At 31.5% G+C, this 19,264-nt stretch carries 17 protein-coding genes; 11 read left to right on the forward strand and 6 right to left on the reverse strand.

Annotation, left to right across the window (positions count from 1 at the left end; all coding sequences use genetic code 11):
• Positions 1-108 precede the first annotated feature (108 nt).
• The 6 genes from LPB87_RS20300 (at position 109) to LPB87_RS20325 (ending at position 4,608) form a co-directional block, all read left to right on the forward strand.
• Positions 109-807 (forward strand): pseudouridine synthase, encoded by a 699-nt coding sequence (locus LPB87_RS20300; protein WP_230729168.1) that lies wholly within the window; start codon positions 109-111, stop codon positions 805-807.
• 173 nt (positions 808-980) lie between these two features.
• A complete protein-coding gene (locus tag LPB87_RS20305) occupies positions 981-1,295 on the forward strand; it encodes a hypothetical protein (protein WP_129538600.1) in 315 nt (104 codons plus the stop codon).
• A 3-nt stretch (positions 1,296-1,298) separates the two neighbouring features.
• On the forward strand, positions 1,299-1,688 hold the full coding sequence (locus tag LPB87_RS20310) for a hypothetical protein (RefSeq protein ID WP_230729170.1): 390 nt from the start codon (positions 1,299-1,301) through the stop codon (positions 1,686-1,688).
• A 530-nt stretch (positions 1,689-2,218) separates the two neighbouring features.
• The gene (locus tag LPB87_RS20315; protein ID WP_129538598.1) at positions 2,219-3,316 is read left to right on the forward strand and encodes an exopolyphosphatase; all 1,098 of its coding nucleotides are present in this window, start codon (positions 2,219-2,221) and stop codon (positions 3,314-3,316) included.
• A gap of 165 nt (positions 3,317-3,481) precedes the next feature.
• Positions 3,482-4,012, forward strand: coding sequence for a DinB family protein (locus LPB87_RS20320; RefSeq protein ID WP_230729171.1), 531 nt, complete (start codon positions 3,482-3,484; stop codon positions 4,010-4,012).
• A gap of 242 nt (positions 4,013-4,254) precedes the next feature.
• Entirely contained in the window at positions 4,255-4,608 is a 354-nt protein-coding gene (locus tag LPB87_RS20325) for a DUF6713 family protein (RefSeq protein ID WP_230729173.1), read from the forward strand.
• Positions 4,609-4,751: 143 nt separating this feature from the next.
• Here LPB87_RS20325 and LPB87_RS20330 read toward each other — a convergent pair whose 3' ends face one another.
• On the reverse strand, positions 4,752-5,585 hold the full coding sequence (locus LPB87_RS20330) for an AraC family transcriptional regulator (protein WP_230729175.1): 834 nt from the start codon (positions 5,583-5,585) through the stop codon (positions 4,752-4,754).
• A gap of 86 nt (positions 5,586-5,671) precedes the next feature.
• On the opposite strand from LPB87_RS20330, the gene LPB87_RS20335 reads away from it, so the two are divergent.
• From LPB87_RS20335 to LPB87_RS20345, 3 genes are read left to right on the forward strand one after another with little or no spacing between them, the layout of a single operon-like run.
• Complete coding sequence (locus LPB87_RS20335) at positions 5,672-6,619, forward strand: NADP-dependent oxidoreductase (RefSeq protein ID WP_230729177.1); 948 nt, start codon at positions 5,672-5,674, stop codon at positions 6,617-6,619.
• Between the two features lie 12 nt (positions 6,620-6,631).
• The gene (locus LPB87_RS20340; protein ID WP_230729178.1) at positions 6,632-7,597 is read left to right on the forward strand and encodes an alpha/beta hydrolase; all 966 of its coding nucleotides are present in this window, start codon (positions 6,632-6,634) and stop codon (positions 7,595-7,597) included.
• Positions 7,594-8,181, forward strand: coding sequence for an NAD(P)H-dependent oxidoreductase (locus LPB87_RS20345; RefSeq protein ID WP_230729179.1), 588 nt, complete (start codon positions 7,594-7,596; stop codon positions 8,179-8,181). Before LPB87_RS20340 ends, LPB87_RS20345 begins: the two co-directional genes overlap by 4 nt.
• 80 nt (positions 8,182-8,261) lie before the next feature.
• On the opposite strand, the gene LPB87_RS20350 is transcribed toward LPB87_RS20345, so the two are convergent.
• Positions 8,262-8,579, reverse strand: a complete 318-nt coding sequence (locus tag LPB87_RS20350) for a DUF2834 domain-containing protein (protein ID WP_230729180.1) — start codon at positions 8,577-8,579, stop codon at positions 8,262-8,264.
• Positions 8,580-8,792: 213 nt separating this feature from the next.
• Here LPB87_RS20350 and LPB87_RS20355 point away from each other — a divergent pair, with 213 nt between their 5' ends.
• Complete coding sequence (locus LPB87_RS20355) at positions 8,793-9,335, forward strand: SMI1/KNR4 family protein (protein ID WP_230729181.1); 543 nt, start codon at positions 8,793-8,795, stop codon at positions 9,333-9,335.
• Between the two features lie 52 nt (positions 9,336-9,387).
• On the opposite strand, the gene LPB87_RS20360 is transcribed toward LPB87_RS20355, so the two are convergent.
• From LPB87_RS20360 to LPB87_RS20375, 4 genes are all read right to left on the reverse strand, one after another.
• A complete protein-coding gene (locus LPB87_RS20360; RefSeq protein WP_230729182.1) occupies positions 9,388-10,665 on the reverse strand; it encodes a RagB/SusD family nutrient uptake outer membrane protein in 1,278 nt (425 codons plus the stop codon).
• A gap of 15 nt (positions 10,666-10,680) precedes the next feature.
• Entirely contained in the window at positions 10,681-13,746 is a 3,066-nt protein-coding gene (locus LPB87_RS20365) for a SusC/RagA family TonB-linked outer membrane protein (RefSeq protein WP_230729183.1), read from the reverse strand.
• A gap of 296 nt (positions 13,747-14,042) precedes the next feature.
• The gene (locus tag LPB87_RS20370) at positions 14,043-15,461 is read right to left on the reverse strand and encodes an AcvB/VirJ family lysyl-phosphatidylglycerol hydrolase (protein WP_230729184.1); all 1,419 of its coding nucleotides are present in this window, start codon (positions 15,459-15,461) and stop codon (positions 14,043-14,045) included.
• Positions 15,462-15,616: 155 nt separating this feature from the next.
• Entirely contained in the window at positions 15,617-17,353 is a 1,737-nt protein-coding gene (locus tag LPB87_RS20375; protein WP_230729185.1) for a tetratricopeptide repeat protein, read from the reverse strand.
• A 227-nt stretch (positions 17,354-17,580) separates the two neighbouring features.
• Here LPB87_RS20375 and LPB87_RS20380 point away from each other — a divergent pair.
• Positions 17,581-19,264 (forward strand): SprB repeat-containing protein (locus LPB87_RS20380; protein WP_230729186.1); only part of this gene is annotated, 1,684 nt, incomplete at its 3' end.

The following is a 19,264-nucleotide window of genomic DNA, read 5'->3' on the forward strand; positions in this document are numbered from 1 at the left end:
CTTTCGAGTCTCTTTTTTATTTTTAGATCTAAAATAAAATAAGGAAAAGTATAGAAACAAATAAGTCATAAAAATGATTTTAATCGAAATCTCTTTTACTTTTGCCAAATGTTAGAAATTCTTTACCAAGACGAATATATTATCGCAATTAATAAACCAAGCGGCTTGTTGGTTCACAAATCATTTTATGCACGTGATGCAAAAGTGTATGCCATTCAGGAATTGAGAAATCAAATAGGAGGGCAGCACGTTTATCCTATTCATCGGTTAGACCGAAAAACATCTGGTGTTTTGTTATTTGCGTTGGATAAAGATGTCTTGAAAATTATGAATGATCGTTTTGCCACACGGGAAGTCGAAAAAAAATATTTAGCCATTTTGCGTGGTTGGTCACCCGAAGAACTAACGATTGATTATGATTTAATCAATGATGATGATGTTAAACAAAATGCTATAACATACTTTCATCGTTTGCAAAATACTGAAATTGAGTTAGAATTTAATAATAAACCAACATCACGGTATTGTTTGGTAGAAGCGATTCCTGAAACTGGCCGTATGCATCAATTGCGAAAACATTTCAAACATATTTTCCATCCCATTTTAGGTAGCCGACCACATGGTTGTAACAAACAAAATAAATTGTGGTTAGAGAATTATGACCTGAAAGGAATGATGCTTCATGCACATCAGTTAATTTTTAATCATCCCATAAATAATAAACAACTAATCCTGAATGCAAAGATTAATGAAGAGTTTAGCAGAGTAGGGACCATTCTTAATTTAGATTTGAGTAAGTATAAATAGAATACTAATTCATAACAAATTGGTTAGCTATTTAAAGGCTTCGGCTACTAAGACAAGCTTCAGATTTCTCTGAAGCTTTTTTTTACGTTATATTTAACTTAATTTTGTTTGAATTAAACTATTTCTATAATACTCAAACTTAGGTTATTCGTAATCTTTTTAATGTCAAACGTATGAAAATGTATATTATCATTAAAGACAATATTCCAGATAAATTGGCTCCAGTAATTGCAGCACATGCATCATTGGCTTGTTACAAAAAATTTCAAGAAAATGAGGATATGATAAAATGGATAAATGGGATATTTAAAAAAGTGGTTTGCTTAGCGAATGAAATCGAATTTGATAAACTTAAAAATGAAACTGATTTTGTAGTAATTACAGAATCCTCACTTGACAATAAAGAAGTTGCTTTGGCATTTTGCCCAAGAGAGGAGTACTCAAAAAAGTTTAAGTTTCTAAAAATGTGGACACCTCAAAACAGCTAAAAAATGGAAAATCAGGTTTATAATTGGTTTGTTAAGAATGGAAATATTCAGATTCAAAAAAAGGAAGATCGTATTTCTCTGCAGTTGGACAACGAAAAGAAAGAGTATTGCTTACTCACACAATCTGATGCTTATGAAATTATTGATCTGTTAACTCAAATTTCAAAAGAAATCTGGGAAAACCCTAATTATCAAAGACAACCATACACCAATCAGCTTTTTAAACACAATGGTAATGAATATTATTGGGAAATTGAAGGGTCACAAATTTTGATAAATTATAACGAAATAGAAGATGCTATTGAAATAAAATACAAAGGAAATAGCAACATAGATTTAGAAGTAAACCATGCTGTAGAAATAATACAAATTATGGATCAATTAAGTAGATAGAAAATAGTGACCTAATAAGATTTTTCTGTTTTTTAAACCAAATAATACGGGTTACTTAACCTTAAATTACAGTTGCTTATTCAAACAAAACTCGTTAGAATCGGCTCCTTGTTGCCTTAATTAAATCTAGTGTTGCAGTAGCCTGTTCTTCTTCAGTATGTTAGGAAAAACGAAGCTATTTATCATTAACTTAACATTGCTGCCTAGATAATTTAATACTACATTTTCTTAATAACTGACTTTGTATTAGTAAATGTTTTTATAGATTTGTGCAGTTTTATTTAACAGTTTTTGCTTCGTCACATTTTAGATATGATAGCCAATTATTCTTTTATTTAGTCATTTATACATTAACCATCATGAAGCCCTTTTTACTTTATAGTTGATATAAAAGACATTGAATTACTTATGAAGAATCTACTTCAACAACATCTTAATTTTGATATTTAAAAAACGCAACACCAACTTCTTATTTAAACACACACATTAAAAATTTTACTCCAAATTAAATTATAACACAACTAAATCCAATGCTTAAAAAAAACAAATCCCAAATTTTAATTTTTACCCTTTTAAATTTATTTTTTTCCATTAGTTCCTTTTCTCAAAAAAACGTTTATGCCGGAATTGAAATCGGACGTAGAACAATAAAAGTTACCGTTCTAGAGGTAAATAACATAAAGAAAGCCGATTATAAAATTGTTCATTACGTAAATGAAGAAGGACTTAATTTTGCCAAAAATATTACTGCTTTTGGCGAACTTACCCAAGAAGACATTAACAAAGCTAGTAGCATCGTTTATAATCATTTGTCGCAAATCAGAGTGAAGTACAATATTAATGAAGATAATATATTTTTAGTAGCTTCTTCTGTTTTTGCATCTGCTCGTAACCTAGATGTTTTAAAAAATAAAATTGCGACGCTTACCAACAAAAAATTAGAAGTTATTAATATCAACGAAGAAACTAGAATGTTGGTTAAGGGAGCAATTCCTCCTGTTGATTATCCTAATGCCATCTTACTTGATATTGGCGCTGTAAGCACAAAAGGTGGTTATATCGATGAGCTTGGAGATAATAAATTAGAATTTATGCCTTTAGAGCTTGATTTTGGTACAATGACACTTACTGATGCAGTAAAAAAGACAGTAGCAAATCAAAAAGAAGCTAGTGACATGTTAGCATATCAAGAAAAATCTTTTGATTATAACACTGTATTGCGTAAGAAGGTAAAAGAAATGCTTGACTCAAATCCTCTTCTACAAAACAAAGAAAAGATCTACTTATCTGGTGGTGCTGTTTGGGCTTTTACAACGCTATATTTTAATGAAAACACTAAAGATCATTATATTCCTTTTAATTTAGAAGATATTATGAATTATGATGCTGTATTGAAGAACAACTTCAATAAGTATAACAATCTTTCTAAAACGGATAAAGAAGCGGCTAGAGTTTTAAATATATACGATCAAAAATATTTAATTTCTGCCAATAACATATTATTGACTCTTGTAGAAAGTATTCCAAACTCAGAAAAAAAGAAAATATACTTTGTAAAAGAAGGTCCAATTATTTGGTTAATCTCATACGTTGCTGATCGTTCTAAAAGAATAAACACTAATTTTTAAGGTATTTTATAGAACCTTCGTCAAAGGCTATTATGATAAAGCTTCAGAGAAATCTGGAGCTTTTTTTATAAGAAAAAGCTTTTAATTTGAAGTATTGAATAATAAATGTTTTATTGCGTTAGCTATTACGATTAAAGCATTTAATAATTATTTGTAAACATTGTTATGAAACGAACAGAAATAAAAGTATTACCTGACTATTTTGACCGTTATATTAATTTAGTTGAGGATATTGATTTGTTTCAGGCTTTTGAGGAAAGTTTGAAACAAATTAAGGCTCTAGATTTGCAAAAAGTTAAACTCATCGGAAATAAAACGTACCAAGCAGATAAATGGACTATAAAAGAAATTTTGCAACACGTTACTGATATTGAAAGACTTTTAATTGCTGGCACATTAAAATTTGCAAGAAATGAGAATGATTTTGTAATTGCATTTGATGAAATAGAAATGGCTCGACAATCAAAAGCTAATAGTAAAACTATCGAACAAATTATTACCGAATTAATTGCTGTTAGGAAATCTACAATAGAATTATTCAGCACTTTTGATGAACTTGATTTTCAAAAATCAGGAATCAATTGGAAACATCGGATTACTATTGAAGCTATGGCATTCAATATTATTGGACATCAAATTCATCATATCCGCTTTATAGAAAATTATTACTTTTCAATATTAAAAAATAGTTGTTAATTTTTCGGTTGTGTACAATTAGCCTTAGGTTGTACTATTGCTTAAATTAATTGAGTAAAATTAGAAGAGCAAAACAAATGATAGCATATTTTACTAAAGTGTAGTATAATCACTAAATCGCAAAGAGAGTTTTGTTAAACATTATTTGTAAATTCGTTTTGTAATTTATTTTGGATATCAACAAAGCCTAAGTTACTTGAAGTCTAAGATAAATTAAACAAGACGGAAATAAATTCAATATAATGATAGATCATATTTTCTTTTATTTAGGACTTTCGTTTATTACAATCCACGAAATGGACGCAATACGATGTAGAGAATGGAGAATCTTTCCTGGGCTTTCTTTACTAAGCGACAAATTAGGATATATAGTATTTGTTTTAGTGCATATTCCATTATTCTTTTTTATTTATTGGGAGCTAACACATAGTCAGGACATAGCAGTATTTATTAAAAGTTTCAACATCTTTACGATTATACATTTGGGACTTCATGTTTTATTTTTGAAACATAAAAACAATGAATTTAAAGATTGGATTTCTTGGACCATACTAATTGGAGCAGGTTTATGTGGGCTAATTGATTTGATAATATAGCTTAATAAATTTGACCCAAAATTTAACTTGAAGTCAATACCTGTTTTTATTTTAGTTTATAGATTCAAAAGAGAGCTTTTAACTGCTGCATTTAATTCGAATTATGGAGTCATTAAAAAGTGTATCCTAAAGCTGCTATAACATCAGTTACTCAATCCAATTCTATATGCTTTAAGAGTAAGTTCTTTGTGTCGTTTGAAAAACTTATTGATATGACTTTCATCTGCAAATCCAAATTCATCGGCAATTTCATGCACCCTTTTATCGCTGAAACGCAATCGATGTTCTATTAGTCGGATGCGATAAGAAGAAATATATTCCTGTATCGATTCGTTGCATTGTTTTCGGAAGTAGCTTCCAAGATAGGTGGGAGATAAGCCAAATTTTTCAGCAATTACAGCCACTTTCAAAAATTCTGGCTGGCGGATATGTTCTTGGATATAATCTAATATTTGCAATGTGCGAATATCTGCATTGGGTGAGATGCTCTGAGGTTTAATTATAGCAATGTTTCTGGCTGCAATGACAATAATAGCATTCACCAAATGACTTATGAGATCTTCGCTATACATTGCTTGAAGCTCCGTAGCTTGTTGTAGATTTCGCATCAGTAAAATAATCATTTCTTTGTCATCATTATTTACAAGTACTGAACCCGATAAATGAGAGGCGTAATATAAAAGACACTCTATATGATCTATACTTTTCCATTGGAACTCTTTGATATAGCTTTCGCCAAAACGAACTACCATAAATTCACAGGTACTTTCTAAATCAAATCCATGGGAATCATTTGGTGTTATTAAAAACAAATCTCCAGCAAGGTAAGGAAACGTATTTCCATTTACCGTATGATTCCCAGTACCCGATATAACGTATACGAGTTCAAAAAAATTGAACAACCTGTCACGTAAAGGACATTCATCTACTTTCTCGTAGAATACTTCAAGCGATTGATAGATGTTTTCTCTAGCCATATTGCAAAGATACCTGAATAAGCATTAATTGTACCTGTTTTTATCCTTTTTACCAGTCTATTTTTGCTTAAATAAATAGAAGTAATATGAAAGCAATCGTATTGGAAAAGTTTGGAGGCATTGAGAATCTTATTTATAAAGACATCAAAAAACCTCAAATAAAAGCAAATGAAGTACTTGTTAAAGTAAAAGCAATCAGTATTAATCCAGTAGATGTAAAAGTTCGTAGTCGCCAGGCTCCACTTGCAGAAGAATTAGTTCAATACGATCCATTGATTTTGGGTTGGGACATTTCGGGCGAAGTTGTAGAAATAGGAAATGAAGTTACTAGATTTCAAATTGGCGATGAAGTATTTGGTATGGTGAATTTTGTTGGACACGGCAGAGGATATGCCGAATATGTAGCAGCTCTCGAGGAGCATCTTGCACTAAAACCTAAAAACAGTAGCCATGTCGAAGCCGCTGCTAGCACTTTGGCAGCATTAACAGCTTGGCAAGCATTTAAAGATTATGGAAAATTGAGACCAAAAGATAAGGTTCTTATTCATGCGGCTTCGGGTGGTGTAGGGCATTTTGCTATACAGATTGCGAAGCATATTGGTGCTTATGTTATTGCTGTTTCATCGGTTTCCAATCGCGATTTTGTTCTTAAGTTAGGTGCAGATGAACATATTGATTATAAAACAATTCGTTTTGAAGAAGTACTTACTGATATTGATTTTGTATTAGAATCTGTTGGAGGAGAGAATTTTCAAAAATCAGTACAAGTATTAAAACAATTTGGAACCATTGTTACATTGCCCTCAGGACATACGAAAGAAGATGAGTTAAAAGCTAAAGAAAAAAACTTGCATGCTTGTTATTTTATGGCTGTATATTCTAGCGGTCATGATATGCGATATATTGCTTCTTTGTTAGAAAAAGGAATACTGAAACCTTATGTTTCCCACGTTTTTGAGTTTGATGAAATGGCAAAAGCACATCTGCAAATTGAAACGGGGCGGACAGTGGGGAAAGTTGTGGTAAAATTATAATGCAATTGAGATATGGAAAGTATAATTAAAAAGATAGATACAGATCTTTGGAAAGCTATTCTTAATAGCCCGTTTAACCACATAGATTACGAAGCATTGTTAGCGAATGACCCTGCAAAAATCAGGAAAGAGGAAATGGATGTTTCCTTAAAAGAAGAGGCAATTACAGTTCCAAAACATCTTTCTGTTGAGAATATTCAGATTCCATCTTCTGATAAATCAAGAGAAATTAGATTGAGAACATATAAGCCAAAAGGGAAACAAAATTTACCAGTATTACTCTATTTTCATGGAGGTGCATTTATATATGGCACTCCTGAGCAATATGATTTTATATTCTTTCGGTTGGCTCTTGATACAAATATGCTAATTGTTTCTATCGATTATCGTTTGGCTCCTGAATATCCATTTCCAGCAGCTATTGAAGATGGATATGATGTTTTATCATGGTTGTCCAAATATGCAGATGATATAGAAGGAAACAAAAATAAAATCCTAATAGGAGGGAGTAGCGCTGGAGGAACAATTGCTGCATCGGTTACGCATTTGGCAAGGGATAAAAAAGAAATACAAATTAGACATCAGTTTTTGTTGTATCCACCAATGAGCCATATTTTGAAAACACCATCTATGAACGCATTAGTAAATGCTCCTATGCAAACTAAAAATGCAGCAGAATGGATGTGGAAACATTACTTACAGCACAATATGACAAAACCACCTAAATATGCAGCTCCGTTATTAGAAGATAACTTCAATGATTTACCAGATGCCACTATTATTGTGTGTGAGTTAGATCCATTGAAAGATGAAGGGAAATTGTATGCGCAAAAATTAGAGAATGCAGGTGGTGGTGTTAATTTATTGGAAATAAAAGGAGCTGTACATGCTTTTGATTTCTTCCCGAGCTCATTGTCAGATATTTTTTATTGTCAACAAATTGAATTATTTAAACAAATTTTAAATCAAGAAGAATGAAAAAAATAGTAGTTATTAACGGGCATCCTGACAAGAATAGTTTTAACAGTGCAATTGCCCATTCCTATATTAAATCTGCATCAGATGCAGGTTCAGAAGTACGTTATATTGCTATTGGGGAGTTGGATTTTAATCCTAATTTACAGTTTGGTTATAAACAAAGAATAAAGCTAGAACCAGATTTGGTAAAAGCATTAGAAGATATTAAATGGAGTAATCATCAGATCTGGATTCACCCTATATGGTGGCTTGGTATGCCAGCAATTATGAAAGGATTTTTTGATAGAGCCTTTTTGCCAGGTATTGCTTTTAAAAGTAATAAAGGACATCTAAGCGAGGGATTATTAAATGGTAAAACGGGAAGAATAATTACAACAGCAGGTGATTTATCTGAAGCTGATTACGAAAATATTTATAAATCAAGTGGACTCGTTCAGTTAAAAAATGGCATTCTTGAATATTGTGGAGTTTCTTCAATTCAGAGTAATTTTATAGGACCTCTTTATGAATTAGATGAAAGTGATAAGAAAATGTGGATAGGTAAAATAGAAGATCTGGCTAGGATAGACTCTCTAAGCTTGTAAGTTTATATTATCATTTGTTGGTTAAAATGCTACAATTTCTTCTCGACTATTGATCGATAAATTTTATAAAGATTGTAGGATTATATTTTGTTTTCAAGATGGCATTGCTTCATGTACAAAAACAAAGGAAGCCCCACAGAAGCTCCTCCAATAAATGAGGCCACTATAGGAATCCATATTTTTTTCATTTTAAGCTTTTTACCCTCGCTAACAACCATAAACACAATAACAATGACCGTTACGATAACATCTAGCCAAGCAAAAACAGCTAATGGATTCTCTACAATTTGTTGTAACAGTAATGGAAAATGAAATCCATTTTCGACTAGCCAAGGGATAAATTGTGAAAAAGGCAATACGATTCCAAGTAAGGTTAACAGTAAATATATTGTCTTCATAATGAATTTAATATAGGTCAAATATGACGGTTATTGTTGCGTAAATATAATTAAAGGTATTTGAATCTGTATTGTTTTAAGACTGTTAAAACGAAAGATTTAAAAGTGGAAAAATGATATTTTTACATGTGATAGCTTTTTTTATTATATTAAGGAAAGTGAAGGAATGAAATGTAATTCTTATATTTAATCATTCGTTTAATACCTATAAAAATGAATGCAGAATATCTACATGCTCTTGATGAATTAAATAACTGGATTTCGAATAATAAAGCCATAATTGAAACGACATCTTTTGGGAAAAAGAAAACGGAAGAAGTAACTTTCAATATTCAAAGCGTTTCAAATCAGGATATAGAGATTATAAAAGAGTTAACAAACAATTGTTTACCCGACTCGTACTATTACTTTTTGCAAGAAATCGGAGTTGGTGCTTTTTTTATTGGAGAACATTCTTCAAAATTTGAATTGTACAATGCAGAACAATTGGAGAAGTATAATACTTTGATAAAAAAAGAAATTGAAGAAGAAGATGAAATAACAAAAGAGCGTTATTTTATGATTGGTAGCCATTGTTCAATGGGTGATTGGATGGGATTTTGTACATCTAAATCTGATCTGGTTAATTTTGATGTGTATTGCCATGAATACCCTATTTATGATTATGCATCTATCTCAGATGAACTAAAATCCTGGCGAAGTTTTGAAAATTGGATTATTAATGTTGTTAAAACAAAAGGAGAAGATTCATTGTAAATTGGATATAAAAAAATGAGGTATCAATTGATACCTCATTTTTTAGCTGTTCTTATATGGCAGGATTAGGAGGAGTATTTGTGTTGTTGTTTCTTTCAGAATCGGGATAAGGATACCAATTACGGTTTCTTTCGGCACCAGCGGTTCCGGCGGCAGGACGTTCAAATCTTCTACTGTCTTCCAATTTTAAACCAGACATATACATTTCGATACAACGATTTCTGTAAATTTCGGTTAGAACAGCGGCCTTGGTTGCAGCTCCAGAATATGGAGCAAGATTTGCACCAATTCCGTAAGCATCAGCAGCGACTGTTTTGGTTAAGACTTTGTTCAATTCAATAATGGCTTGAGGTAAATTTTCTTTTCGTGCATATACTTCTGCTACAATTAACATCATTTCACCAGGTAGATAAACAGGTATTGATTTAGTATTAGAATCGAAAAAACCAGTTGCTGTTGTAGGATTTGATCCTGGTTTGATATAAAAATTTAGTCTTCCATCAGAATTTGAAGGAGCTAAAGCTGCTGGTAATCCTAGGGTTAAATCAACAGGCTGAAATACATTATTAGTTGTTATCGAAATATAAGCTATTGGATTAGCGCTAATTTGATCAAAGACAAATACTGATTTAGAAGTAAGATCTACCAAATTAGCATATTTGATGGCATTATCATTGTCTCCAGCCATTAAATAAGTTCTTGCTAAAAGTGCGTAAACGGTATTTTTATAATTAATACCACTTACCAATTCTGTAAAACCAGTTGCTTTATCAAGATAAGGTTCTGTTGTTTTTAAGATTTTAATAGCCTCATCTAATACCTCGGTTCTGGAATTAAAGGTTGCATTTTTTCCGGTTGTTAAGGGTACACTTTGAAAGTATTGCACAAGAGTTGTAAGTGCCATTGCCTTATAAATGGAGGCATGAACTAAAACGCTTGTTCTTTCCGTTTCTGAAGTCAAAATATCGACATGATCAATTACTTTTTGTGATTCAGATTTAATTATTAGGCATTGTGACCATAGATTATTTACAACCAAATTTCTAGTAGAAACTACTTCGCCTCCAACCGAAAGTTCGCCTTCGTCAACATTTCCTGCATTTAGTAATCGTAGTTCTTTTGTTGTAAATCCACTACCTGTAATCGTATTGTAAACAGGACTTGTTCGATCAACAGTCCAAAGTAACTGTAATCCGTTTGCAGCACCAATAACACCACCTCTGGTTTTAAAAACTAATTCTTGTGATGGTTTGGTTGGATCTAAATAATCTTCATTACAACTTGTTAAAAGTAATGGGAAGGCTACTATAAGAATGAATATTTTTTTCATGATTTTTTTATTTGATTAAAATTGAAATTTCACAGCCAATGAATAAGAACTAGGAATTGGCACTGTTCCAAAATTGTATTTCGCAACTGATGATTGCCCTCCAGAATTTGTTTCTGGATCGAAACTGGTAAAATTATCCCATGAAATTAGGTTTCTTCCACTTGCGGTGATGGTTAAGTCATCAAAAAACTTATTTATTTTTCCAAAAGAATAGTTTAAAGAGATTTCTCTTAGTTTCAGATAGCTTCCATCAACAATTCTAAATTCTTCTATATTATAAACGGACCAAATATAGCCACGTGGTAATTCTCCGTTAAGTTCCTGAGCAACGATTGTTCCTGATCCAACACCTTGTCTGGTTCTGTAATCGGCATCAAAAACATCTACCCCCTGAACGCCATCAAATAATACTGACAAGCCAAATTTTTTGTAATTCAAATTAGCTCCAAACGAAATGATGTAATCTGGATTTGGATTTCCAATTTGTTTATTCAAAATAGCTCCTTTTGGTTGCCCAGTAGTTTGATCTCTTTCTGCAACTCCTGTGCTTGCATTTCCTTTTTCAGTTTGAGGATATCCATCTGGAGTTAGCAATAAACTACCATCAGGATTTCTTGCAAAATAAGTTCCGTAGAAAATCCCAACTGGTTTGTCCATTTCAACAAAAACGGGTGCTCCTGCTAAATTACTATCTAGTTTGAAACGTGTTTGCGGTAATCCCGTTACTTTATTTCTGTTGCTGCTGTAGTTTACAAATGCGTCAAGATGTAAGTTTTCTTTTTTGATGATATCATATTTAAGATTCACTTCAAAACCTCTATTATTCATTTGTCCAATGTTTTTAATGGTATTTGTAGCTCCTTCAGAAGCGGCTAACTGAACGGGTAATAATAAGTCATCAATGTCGGCATTGTAGTAGCTAAATGATAGATTTAAACGATCTTTTATAAAACCAAAATCACCTCCAATTTCATAAGTCACACTTTGTTCTGGTTTCAAATCTAAATTTCCTTGTTTGAATCCTTCAATAGTAAAAGTACTGTTTCCTAAAAGCGTTCCAGTAGAATAATTGGTAAAACGAGCATAAGGTTTGATAGCGGTTAAACTTCCTGATTTTCCCCATGAACCTCTAATTCTAACCGAACTTACTATATCATGAATACTTTCCATGAATTTTTCGTCTGAGAGGACATAACTAAAACTTGCCTTTGGGTAAAACTGTGATCTATTATCGCTTGAAAAAATAGTTGAAGCATCTTGTCTTCCAGCTATTGTTACATATAATTTGTCTTTGTAACCAAAAGTTTCCTGAAGATAATATCCCCATAAATTATATTTTGACTGGCTAGAGCTTGGAGAGCCAGGGATTAAGGTATTAAAAGCATTTATGGTTTCTATAAATGGTTTTAAATTACGCCCTTCTACAGCCACAAAATTATCGCGATAGGTCTGGATGTTATACCCTCCATAAGTAGTTGCTTTCCAATTTTCGTTGATGTTCCAAACATATTTTAAATTCAAATCGTTATTAAATTGCACGACTCTATTTGTTGCTTCAGAAACATAACCATCATTGTAATAGGCCGGATTAACGATATAAGGATATCTCGGAATATATACGTTTCCTCTTTGGTTATAATTGTCAATACCAAAAATTAAATCGGCATTGAAATTTTTAAAAGGCACATAGTTTAATTGTAAGTCTGAAATAATACGGTCTGTGTTTTGTTTGATTTTAAAAGTTTCTATAATCGAAAGTGGATTAATTCTGTTGGGATCTACAGCTAATAAGTTGCCGTTAGCATCTCTTTGACTGATGTCATATATATTATTGGTAATATTTATCGAATTAATAGGACTCCAGAAAACGTTTCCATCAGGCTTTTCATTTGAGCTTGAATTAACATAATTTAATCCTACCGTAGCAGATAGTTTTGAATTGAAATCATGTTTCAATCTTACTTTTGCACCTGTTCTTTTAAAATCAGTATTTTTTATGATTCCTTCGTTTACCAAATGGCCAAGAGAAGCAAAATATTTTGTTTTTTCATCTCCACCTTGCATAGAAAAATAGGTATCCGTTCCGATTCCGGTAGTAAAAATATCATCTTGATAGTCATATCGTTGTACACCAAAAGTTCTTGTTTCAAGATTTCTTCCTAATACACTTACAGTTGTTGGACTTGCAGGATTTCCTTGAATTGGAAATAAAGCAGGAGAAGTACTTACGAATTGCTTGTCAGACATATTCAGGTCTAATTTTTTTCGAATCTGGTTTGAAGTTACACTGGTTGAAAACGTATATCTAGTTTCGCCAGCAACCCCTTTTTTAGTTGTTATTAAAACAACTCCATTGGCTGCTCTTGATCCATAGATTGCCGCGGCAGCTCCACCATTTAATACTTCAATACTTTGTATATCGTTTGGGTTTATGTCGGAAGATCTATTTTGACCAATTTGCATATTAGAGTTTCCTGTTGTTACATTTAAGTTTGTAACATTGGTGGTAGCATTATTCAAAACTACTCCGTCAATAACATACAACGGATCTGATGAACCTAATATCGATGAAGTTCCTCTAAGTTTAATGCTGAATCCTCCTGCAGGATCTCCTGAATTCTGAGAAACCTGTGCACCTGCAATCTTACCCTGCAATGCTGTTGAAAGTCCGCCTGGTTGCGCTTTTATTAAGTCTTCTCCTTTTAGACTCGTAACTGCGTTTCCAAGCTCTTTACGTGTTGCACGGACAGTAGATCCTAATACAACAACTTCTGATAGCGCATTGAGTTCTTCTGTCATTTTTAGATTTACGACACTTGTGCCCGCTAAAACTTTAACCTTTTTAGTTGAAAATCCCACAAAGCTAAAGAGTAGCGTTTCATTTTCATTTACTAGAATGCTAAATTTTCCATCAAAATCGGTTACGGTACTCTTAGCTGTTCCTTCAATTAAAACAGATACGCCAGGAAGTGATAAACCGTCAGATTGACTAGTTACTGTACCAGTTACAGTTTTTGATTGTGCAAAAAGGGTTTGCGCAAACAAAATAATTCCAAATAAAGTAAATAATTGTTTTCTCATTTTAAAATATTTGATTGGTTATAAAAAAGGAAATGTACGAATTTTATGTAAATAGAAATGCGTTACAGTTATGTGTATGAACTTAATTTTGAATTCATTAATGCATAAACGCACATTTTATTTAATGGAGAAGCTAAAAAAAGAATAATATTAAAGTTATGAGAGTTTTACCAGAGAAATTGTTGATTCATTCAGTCGGTACCATTATGACGAGTCAATATTTCTAAAGTATTTATAATTGAATCAAACACTTTTACGAAGTATAATTTGACATGACAGTTTTAATAATGAAGAATCTAAGGCATCATTTCTTTTGCTACAGTTATAAATGCATCTATATAATGGTGTCCGCCTTCGAGATATATGATTTTAGCGCTTTCTTTTGAAATTTCTTTAATTGGCAGATCATCTTCATCTTTTCCAAAAAAGCAAATTGGATGAATATCATTAATTTTATTAATTTCATTGGGTACAGAAAATCCTGATGTGCTGTTTATATCCAAAAGTTCGGATACATGAACCTCAAAATCTGTTTCTTTAGACGGAGATAATAAACCTATTCCTGTGATGTTTTTTTTGAATTTTTCAGGAATTCGGTTATATACAAAGGGAACAATGTCTGCGCCGAATGAATAACCAACTAATACTATTTTTTCTTTTTTCCATTCTTCACTATAGGTCTCAATTAGTCTTAATACATCAGTGGTAGTTTCTTCAGGGCTTTTTTTCTGCCAAAAATATTTTAAAGCATCTAGACCAATTACAGGAGCTCCTTTTAAAACGAATGCACTTGCCATTTGTTGATCAAAATCTGTCCATCCACCATCGCCAGAAATAAATACAACCATATATGGACTAATTTTATCTTTAGTTGGAGTAGTGATATGTAGTGGTAGATTCAATTTTTTGGCTATATCATCAGGCATATAAGCCTCTTTTTCTACAGTGATATTATTATAGACTTGAATGAGTTGTGGAAGCCAATTTTTTTCTTGACCATAACCATGTCCCACTTTTGGAAGCGAAACAACTTGCGCATTAGTTACATTTTTAAGGAAAGATACCGTTTTTAGATAATTACAGACTTGGTCATTTTGACCTTGTAGGGATATAAAAGGTGTTTTAAGATTCTCTACTGGTCCTAAATCATAGCCTTTACCATTTTGAAGTTTTGTTGAAGTAAATTTTCCAGAACCTGCGCACAAAGGTTTATCTATATTTATGTCTGGACAAAAACCTAATGCAATTCCGGCACGAAAGGTATTTTGTGGTGCTTGAGCAACAAGTCCATAAACTAAAGTTGCTCCAGAAGAATATCCCAAAAGAATAGGGATATTATAAGTTTGAAATTTTAATTTTTTTTGTACAAATTGACTCATTCGCTCAAAGTCGGCGGCAGGGTAGAGACATGCCGATTTGTTTTTTTTCATACTCTTAAAAACCTGACGAATATCAACACCAATAAGTAATGTCTTTTCATTTTTTAGATGAAGCGCAATACCCTCGATTCCACTATTCCAACCTCCATCACCCGAAATGCAAATAATAACATTATTTACAGTTTTTGTAGGTTTATAAAGGGTAAGATAACCAAAACCATTATACGCTATTGTGTCTTTTTGTATTGCAAAAACGGCTTCTTGAAAACTTATTAATGCTAGTAAAGTAACTAATAATTGAACAGATTTAAACGCTTTTAATTTTTGTAGCATCATATGATTTGGTTTAAGGTTGAAATCATAATAAAGTGAGCGATAACTACATAAAGATACTATTTTTAGTAATATAAATTAATTTAATTGAAGCTTGTTACTAATTATATAAAACTATTGACAAGCAATTTTCATAAAATCATTTAGTATGGTACTTATTATGGCATATCTATAATTTCAAATAATTGATGTTGTTTTTCTCCCAATTTTTTCTTGAGGCGCTGTTTTGACTTTTTAACTGCATCTGTAGTAATACCTAATAAGGAAGCTATTTCTGAGTTGCTAAATCTTAATTTTTGAAGTATGATAATTTTGAGATTTGAATCCTTTAATTCAGGGTAATCAGTCATTAAAGTTTCATAAAATGGACCGTATTCTTTTTTAAATTCTCTCTTAAAATTATTCCAGTTTTCATCTGTCATCAAATGAGAATCCAATAATTCTTGTAGTTTTCCTTTCTCTTCTTCTAGATAATAAGATGGAGATTTTTTTATTTGTTCGAGTTCTAATTTTAATTTAGAAATCTGTATGTTTTTATTATGCAAGAATTCAATATTAGAGTCAAGATCTTGGTTTGCGGCTTTGAGTTTATTTTCAAAAGATATTTTTTCGATTTTATATCTTGTGATTTTTTTGTCATACTCTAAGCTACTATTTTTTAATCTTTTTTTAAATATAATTAAGATAGATACAGACAACAAAACTGCTAGAATAACAATTATTGCATAGATGTTTTTGGTCTTAATTTCTTGTCTATTTTGTTTTTGAGCTTCTTTGAGTTCATTTTCATACTTTGTTTTCTGAACGAACCAATTTGCTTTTCTCAAGGCATTTTCTCCATCAGTTTTAAGTAATGAATCATCTATTCTTTTAAGCTCGCGCCTTAATAGCAACTCTTTTTCGGGGTATGAACCGTTTAATATATCAAGTTTTAATTCGATAATATCTTTTAAAGAATTGTTATAATAAGATTTAGATAAAGCAATTTTTTCTGCCTTTTGTAAAAAGATAGTTGCTTTAGAAGTATCTTGATTTTTTAAAAGAATTTTTGCCATTAAAATTAAGGCATACATATTATTTTTTTCGTCTTTATATTTTTTTGAGTAATCAATATCTTTTTCTAAAAGTTGCAAAGCAGTTTTATAATCTCCTCTTTTTTCATATATAAGAGCTTTATCTCCAAGTGCTTTTGCATATCGAATGTTGTCGCCAATTTGTAAAGAAACTGCAATTGTTTTATTGAAATAATGCATCGCAGTAGAAAGCTTGTCTGTCTTTAAATAATGGGTACCAATTGCATTTAAAATACTAGCATATTCAGGTGTATTGGTTTTAGAATATTCTAATGATTTTTTCAAGAATTTCAAACTTAAATCATTATCATCAATGGTTGTCATTATCCAACCAAAAATTTTAAAAGTTTCTCCGGGGAGAATCATTTTTTCTGGTTTTATATTCTCCGCATTTTCAATAGTTTTTAACAAGGTTGGAATTAGTTTATCCATATTCCTGTAATGATAGAGATATTTTGAATAATTCATCTCCGTCCAAACAACGAGAGGGATATCATTTATATCTTTTGCTTTTTGAATAGAAAGCAAGAAGTACTTATCACTTTTAGAATTTATTTTATCAAAATAGCTTGAATAGCCATTTGCTAATAAAGCATAATATAGGATATTATATTTTTTGCTTGAAGATTGTTGTAAGGGAGCCAAAAACTTTTTTAATCTAATAGAATCATTTTGAAAATCTATTTCCTGAAGAACGATTTCTTCAATGCTTCTGTATGAATCATGAACAGGAATTGATAATGTTTGAGAATATGATTTAGAAAAAAAAGTAAAAATTAAAACAATAAATAGAGTTTTAGTTTTTTTTATATTATTGGGCATGTGTACTGAATCATTAATCTGCTAAAATACAAAAAAGGGCTTCCATCGCTCGTAAAATTTACTTCAAAAAAACAATGTGCAATGTGTTGTTTATAAGTTGTTTAGCTGTTATTGGTTAATTTGTCCCCTATTTGTCCCCCCTTTATTTTATTAAAAGAATTCTTGGTAGAGTAGTTTTGTCCTTTCTTTTTATTAGAATCTTAAAAGAGCAAAACAAAAAAAATATTATGGCAAAAAAATACCTAAGTGAGTTGATTGTTAAAAAAAAATATATCATTGTGTTCGTCTTATTGATAGCACTTAATACTATTTCAGCGCAAAATGTATTTGACAACAATATTCTTCGTTTTGGTACAGGTAGTGAAAATTCTGTAAACAGTAACGGAAACTTGCAACAGCCTTTTTATTTTAATTCAACAACATCTTTATGGGCTCCATTAACTTTTAGCAATTATCCTTTTGATAATACATATTATATTGGTGGTGACGGTACGAATGAATGGAATGTAAATGGTAATTCTTTGATTAATGGAGCCATAACGGGACAGACAATGGATGATTCTAAGTTCGTATCTACTGGTGCATCAAAAGGCCATGGAACGATAGTCTCAAAAGGGAATATCAATATTTCGGGTTCATTATTAGAAGTTGAAAACACATTTACATTAGAAAAAGACGCAAGTTTTATTATAATTAAAGTGAAAATTAAAAATATTGGGACTTTGCCTGTAAATAATTTAAGATATTGGTCAGGTACAAAAGATGATTATATTGGAAGTAATGATAAACCCGAAAAGACCCGAGGGAATATAGTTGGTGATTTATTTACTCCTATAGTTACTCCAAGTGAAAGATCTAAAGCACTTAAACTTTTTTCTGGTGAAGAAGGGGTTTTTATTTTTTCAAATTCTAATCGCGCTAATACTTTTATTGATAGGTATGGTACTTGGTCTGATATAATTATGAAAGACCCAAGTACAAGTGTCATTTCGAGCGGTCCTACAGATGGTTCTTATGGTTTTTTTGTTAGATTAAATGATTTAAATGTAGGGGAGAGTGACGAATTTACATGGTACTATGCCGCTGGTAAAGTTGTAGAATTAGAAGAAATAATACAAGATATTGCTAATGCAAGTGGATCTGTAACCAATATAAAATATACATCGGCAATTTTTAACACGACTGTTCAAACAGATTTAACAGGTTATTATGTCGTCGTTCCAGCTGGATCTACTGTTCCTACTGAAATCCAAATACAAAATGGTGTAGACTATGGAGCAGTCAATGTTATAGCTAATGGCAATTCGAATCTTACAGCTAATGTGCCAGCCTCGTATCCTATTACTGGCCTTACGTTAAATACAGCATATGATTTATATTTTGTTACTAATGATGGTAATTCATCTTATTCAACAATATTTCATTCTCCTTTTAGTACACCTGATATATTGAAATTAGAAGTTGATTCAGAAAATAATGCTTTATGTTTTGGTGCTAATAACGGTGCTGCTTCGGTTACTACGATTGGAGGAACACCTCCTTATTCTTATTCCTGGTCTCCGTCAGGCGGAAGCAGTGCTAGTGCAATAAATCTTAGCCCAGATAATTATGTTGTTACAGTAACAGATCATAATAATGAGACTGCATTTAAAAACTTTACAATAACAGAACCTGATAAACTTATTGCAATAATAGATACTCAAATTAATACTGATTGTAGTACGCATAATAACGGAGAAGCAACTGTTACTGTAACTGGAGGTACTGGACTTTATACATACAGTTGGAACACAACACCAGAACAAACTACAGCTACAGCTACAGGATTATTACCTGGTGGTTATAAAGTAACAGTTACTGATGAAAAGAATTGTACCGCTACAGATGATGTTATCATTATTGTAGAAGATT

This window comes from Flavobacterium sp. EDS (assembly GCF_020991525.1).
GTDB lineage: Bacteria > Bacteroidota > Bacteroidia > Flavobacteriales > Flavobacteriaceae > Flavobacterium.